The sequence below is a fragment of the Levilactobacillus yonginensis genome, from assembly GCF_003946265.1.
Classification (GTDB): Bacteria; Bacillota; Bacilli; order Lactobacillales; family Lactobacillaceae; genus Levilactobacillus; species Levilactobacillus yonginensis.
In genome coordinates this window covers 1-5,537 of the sequence record NZ_RHNO01000043.1, presented here as the reverse complement: position 1 = coordinate 5,537, position 5,537 = coordinate 1, and the positions used below count along the sequence as shown (strand labels likewise).

At 37.0% G+C, this 5,537-nt stretch carries 5 protein-coding genes and 2 pseudogenes; 6 read left to right on the top strand and 1 reads right to left on the bottom strand.

The features are described 5' to 3' along the window. A pseudogene (locus tag EKM87_RS12080) lies at window positions 1–70 on the bottom strand (recombinase family protein); the annotation flags it as partial. A 357-nt stretch (window positions 71–427) separates the two neighbouring features. Here EKM87_RS12080 and EKM87_RS12075 point away from each other — a divergent pair. From EKM87_RS12075 to EKM87_RS12050, 6 genes and pseudogenes are all read left to right on the top strand, one after another. After that, on the top strand, window positions 428–1,786 hold the full coding sequence (locus EKM87_RS12075; protein ID WP_125684996.1) for a nucleotide-binding domain-containing protein: 1,359 nt from the start codon (window positions 428–430) through the stop codon (window positions 1,784–1,786). A 20-nt stretch (window positions 1,787–1,806) separates the two neighbouring features. Then, window positions 1,807–2,721 (top strand): SMODS-associated NUDIX domain-containing protein, encoded by a 915-nt coding sequence (locus tag EKM87_RS12070; protein ID WP_125684994.1) that lies wholly within the window; start codon window positions 1,807–1,809, stop codon window positions 2,719–2,721. A gap of 291 nt (window positions 2,722–3,012) precedes the next feature. Next, window positions 3,013–3,117 (top strand): annotated as a pseudogene (locus EKM87_RS12685) (putative holin-like toxin); the annotation flags it as partial. A 234-nt stretch (window positions 3,118–3,351) separates the two neighbouring features. Further along, window positions 3,352–4,653, top strand: coding sequence for a Y-family DNA polymerase (locus EKM87_RS12060; RefSeq protein WP_125684992.1), 1,302 nt, complete (start codon window positions 3,352–3,354; stop codon window positions 4,651–4,653). Then, window positions 4,646–4,966, top strand: coding sequence for an acetyl-CoA carboxylase (locus EKM87_RS12055; protein ID WP_125684990.1), 321 nt, complete (start codon window positions 4,646–4,648; stop codon window positions 4,964–4,966). The genes EKM87_RS12060 and EKM87_RS12055 overlap by 8 nt, the downstream gene beginning before the upstream one ends. Next, window positions 4,959–5,345: a hypothetical protein gene (locus EKM87_RS12050; RefSeq protein ID WP_065124300.1), complete on the top strand. Its 387-nt coding sequence runs from the start codon at window positions 4,959–4,961 to the stop codon at window positions 5,343–5,345. The genes EKM87_RS12055 and EKM87_RS12050 overlap by 8 nt, the downstream gene beginning before the upstream one ends. Window positions 5,346–5,537 lie beyond the last annotated feature (192 nt).

Below are 5,537 nucleotides of genomic sequence, written 5' to 3'. Positions count from 1 at the left end.
TTAAAGCCGCTAACTGTCGATCTAAATGTTGCTCCTTGGAACTCACACGCGCATAACCGATTTTAGCCATTTCCAATTCTCCTTTTGGACAGTTCTAATGAACACTTGTAATTCCTAGTATAGCACAGAAACAAAAAAGACCATTAGGGTATACCCTAATGGATATAATTTATGAAGTGATTGCATATTTAATTTTTGTTTGAATTAATTATAAAATTTACCGAGCCAACAAATAAGAATTTGTTGACTCGAGGTTTTTTGTCGTTAGTTCCTTTATGATCCAACAATTCTATATACTTTTATCCATCAGTTCTAGCTACAAATTATATTGAACATATTTTAAACCAGAGAATGTGAATCATGAAATAATCTATTTTAACAGAGTATAATTATAAAAGAGAATGCATTTTAGAAAAGAGGGAAATCTATGTATGATTGTTCAAGAAATTTCAATGAGTTTTATCACACAAAAGTCATACTTCCAGAAAAAAGTCAAAATGAATTAAGGAAAAAAAGAAAGACTAATATAAAAAGATTAAAATCCGGTTTATCAGAATACAATTCTGAAAACAATACTGGCTTTAGAATTTCTGAGGAAAGAATACAGGGTAGCATGGCTATGCATACTGTGGTACAAAATGATGAAAATGATTACGACATAGATGTTGGAATAGTATTTGAGTCAGATAATCTTGACGAAATAGGACCCCATGCTATCAAAAATATATTGGAAAATGCATTAAAAAGAAAGATGGGGCAATTTGCAGCTGAACCACTCGTAAAAACTAGTTGTGTTCGCATGGAATATTCAAATGGTTATCATGTTGATTTTGCAATTTTTAAGAGGTCTAAAATTTATTTGGAAAATGAGTACACTTACGAGCATGCAGGGGCTAAATGGTCTACAAGACATATTAAGGCATTGGAAGAATGGTTTAATACAGAGACATCAAAAACAAATGACAATTTAAGAAAAATAGTTCGATTGTCTAAAATGTTTTGCAAGTCTCGGAAAACGTGGAAAAATATGCCAAGTGGATTAATTCAAACTGTTTTATGTGATGAAGCGATTACTAATGACTATTCCCGAACAGACGAATTATTTTACTATACAATGAAAAAGATTGTTGACAGATTGAATGTTAATCTAGAAGTTAACGCACCAGTTGATAATGAAAGAAAGTTAGTAATACGAGATATAGATTATACTAGGGTTCAAAATTGGAAGAATCGTCTTGAAAATGAATTAACAAAATTGGATGTTTTATTTAATCCAGATTGCACATTTGCAGAAGCAGTTGACGCTTGGGGGCTTTTTTTTAATCACTCATACTGGAAAGAGCTAAACATGCACGAAACCAGAAAGAGCCTTAGAGAAGATACACAAGAAGTATTTAATGATACAGAAGAGCACATTGAAGATAAATATCTCGTCAATGAATATTATGATGTTAGTATCAACTGTAAGATATCCGGAAATGGAATCAGACCAATGCCCATTGAAAAATATCTAGATTCGTATTTTGCAAAATTCATTCCGCATAACTTTTCTGTAACATGTAAGATAGATCATGCTGATTGTCCACCATTCGACAAAGTATTATGGAAGGTATTAAATGTGGGTGAAGAATCTGTGAAACGAAACGATATTCGTGGACAGATTCTGGACAGGGGTGAAAAGATAACAGAAAACACGATTTTTCGTGGTCAACATTATATTGAGTGTTATTTGATTAAGAATGACATATGTATTGCTATAGGGCATGTAGATATCCCTATTGGGTAAGAACAGGTGGTGGAAGTAAAGTGAAAAAAGTAGCGAAGCTAATTGGACTTAGTATAATTTTATTAATACTTATATTTATATCTACATTAATCGATCAAAAACAGTTCTCGTTTGCAGTCGTAAATAAAGTACTCACTCTATTTATTGGTGCTTGGTTTCCCAAACTAATTCGGTATTCTGTCGATTTGGTTGACAATGATAACTGGAAAGCATCACAACGCAAGCTTGAAAGAGCTGGTATTTTGAAAAAGAATACCATTATAAGAATATCATTTGCGTATTTGTTTAGAATTAAAGTTGATGGAAAGTATTTCTTGGTCCCCAATACACGCTCTCATAAATATCAACCAGTAGGTGGCGCATACAAGTTTTGTAATGAAGAGGCACAATATTTAAGTAATAGCATGTCAGTTGAAAATGATGATAGAGTACCTGTGAATAAAACTACCCAACATGATTATAGATTATTAGTAAAGAATAAACATTTAAGAGACTTTGTAAAAAGGTTCGACATTACTGAACATAGGGAAAATGGATCAAACCTTAGTAGGGAGTTCGAAGAAGAAATATTTTCAACTGGCATTTTGACTAAAAAATCATTTGGAAGTAATTTATCATATAGGTATTGTGGAAGACACATGACTGATATCCAGTATGGTAGTATATTCAAACACTTTGAATTACTTTTGGCAGATATTTTTGAAGTTCAATTATCGGAAAAACAGGAAGAACTATTTAGAACTTTGATGGAGGAAAAATCTGACAAATATTATTTTGCGACCTCTGATGAAATAAAATCTTTTGGGGTATCAACCGTAACTAACAAATTCACAGACACCATTGCAACTCATACTCCTAAAATAATCACTGAAAACACTGAAAAACTTGGTAAGAGAGAGAAATCCAGCCCCCAAATAGAGGTTTCACTCAATTAAGTTCATTTCAAAAAATGCTACCTGTTTATAATTATAATTGAAGTGGTAGATTGCAATAGAGATCATTAGGTACCAACTGAAATAAATTAGGTGCAACCATTGAAACGTCTCCTTAAGATTATTTCTATGTCAAACAAATACTAACACTCCACCTAGATTGGTGTTACTACTAGTTTATCTGTATAATGAATCGAGTAGAGAAGTTAAGGCGGTGGCTATTTCCAATCGGAGGTGGTGCTTATGGTGTTAAACCTTTAAAGCCCATAAATCCTAACGAAAGGAGTAGCCTAAGTGTCCGTTGCGGACGCTTTACAATTAATGCTGGCTTTCGGTACCTTTACCGTGGCCTTAATTGCATTAATTGTTGAGTTGATCAAAAGTCAGCAAAAAAAATAACCGCCTTAGCTTGGCACAGCTAGCGGTTATTTTTAGTCGTTAATTAATGCCGCCGTCTTAAACGGCTCTACATGGGAAGTCCTGTTCTAGCGGGGCTTCCTTTTTTATGTTTCCATTATAGCATGACTATAATGGACTTTCGACTATTTTTAATCAACTTTCTGCCAGTTTTTAGGGAACACATGTTTGCTTTATATGCTACAATACAGGTAAAAGCTAACGGAAGTGATCTAAATGTTTTTTGATGATGAACCGCATGGCGGTTTCTTCTTAATTGATAACAAGTCTTTTTATGCTAGTTGCGAAGCCGTTGCCCGGGGGCTAAATCCCTTAAAAGTCCCATTAGTGGTCCTTAGTGAAGCTGAAAATACTAATGGCGGGCTCATTTTAGCCACGTCACCCGAAGCTAAGCACTTATTTCATCTTAAAGCCAACGTCTCCCGTAAACGTGACTTACCCAATGACCCCAGGTTGTGGGTCGTGCCACCGCGCATGAACCTTTATATTCAACGTAATTTGCAGATCAATCAGATCTTTCATCAATTTACTACTGAAAAAGAGGTTTGGCCGTATTCAATTGATGAAAGCATTCTTGATATGACCCATACTTGGCGGCTGTTTGGCAATTCCGTTCGCGAAGTGGCACGCTTGATTCAAAAGACAGTTCGGCAAAAGCTAGGCTTGTATACCACCGTGGGAATTGGTGACAATCCGGTGCAAGCTAAATTAGCCTTAGACCTTTACGCTAAACATAATCATGAATTGATCGGTGAAATCCATTACGAAACTGTGCCGGATAAAATTTGGTCAATTACTGAATTAACGGACGTTTGGGGGATTGGCCCCCGTATGGCGAAACGTTTGAACCGCCTTCACATTCACAATATGTATGAGCTAGCCCATACCAACCCTTATTTACTCAAACAGCAGCTTGGCGTCATTGGTAGCCAGTTATTTGCTACGGCCTGGGGAATTGATCGCGCGCAAGTTACAGAACCAACTAAGGTTAAAGAAGCTAGCCTGGGTAATTCGCAAGTATTGCCACGAGATTATTTTAACCAAGTCGAAATTGAAACCGTCATTAAAGAAATTGGGGAACAGGTGGTGGCGCGGCTTCGGCACCACCATAAACTGGCGGGGTGTCTATCGCTAAGCATTGGTTTTTCCTATGCCGCAGCCGAAGCAGATGGCCGCGGTGGCTTTCACCAAGCTTTAAAAATTGACCCGACTAACGACAATCAAGTTTTGACGCAACAATTATTGTGGTTATTCCGTCAGAATTGGGACGGTCAAGCTGTCCGGAATATTGGCGTTTATAGCAGTAAACTAAGTGCCAACTCCGGCCAACAACTTAATTTATTTGAAACACCGCGTAACCAAATTCGCCGTAGCCGGTTAAACCAGGTGATTGATGAAATTCACCGGCAATTTGGGTTCACCAAACTAGTTTACGCGACCAGTTTATTAAAGGGAGGCACCGCTATCAAGCGGGCTTCACTAGTGGGCGGACATAATGGAGGCAATAGCTATGAATAGCGATATAGAGATTATTAAGGGGCGGTTAACCCGATTGTTTAAGCGGCGTCCCAAAACCCGCTATTGGTTAATGTTGACTAATGATATCTACGATCAGACCTATAATTTGTTTCTCAACAGTCAACGGGCTAATGAGCGCTTGCAATCCGTTCCCTTACATAAATTAGCACACTATGATTTAGCTGATTTAGAAAAGCTGTTAAAAGCATTACGACAAGATATAAAGCTAACGATCGAATTTGTCGGCTTTACAGGAGAACGGTGGCCGGCAAGTCAAAAGCTGATTCAACGAAAGCGGGTGCCACTTGAATAACCAAGAATTTGATTTAGCCACGGTTAAGCATTTTTTTGAACATGATTATCATGACCGGGGCATGATGAAATGGCAGGGGTTCTATTTATCTGATCATACTGCCGCTTTAAACCAACAGAACCAGCAGTTGAATGAAATATACGTTCCAAGACCGCAACAATCCTTAGCAGTAATTACCGAGGTATTGGCGGACGCATATCAGCGTCAGCAACCAGTGACCATTCAATTAAAAACGGTTGACCAAAACAACCGTCATTTGCCAGATATCACCACCTTGATCCGTGGCTACAATGCCAATGATATTGTGATTGACGCTGATCGGTTTATCCCACTACAAGAAATTCGCAATGTGGCCTTTAAAAATACGGAGAAGCTATAAAATTCTAGCTCTCCGTATTTTTCTTAACACTTTATTTGTTGGCTCTGTTTTTTCTAATTGGTAGATTGTAAAATTAATCCGAACAGCGTTCGGATTAATTTTACAATCTACCATATAACGTCTCCATCTTTTCAAAACGACTTAATTCTACGGGCTATAAATAACTTAATTTGCCAGTGTATAACGTTTCAG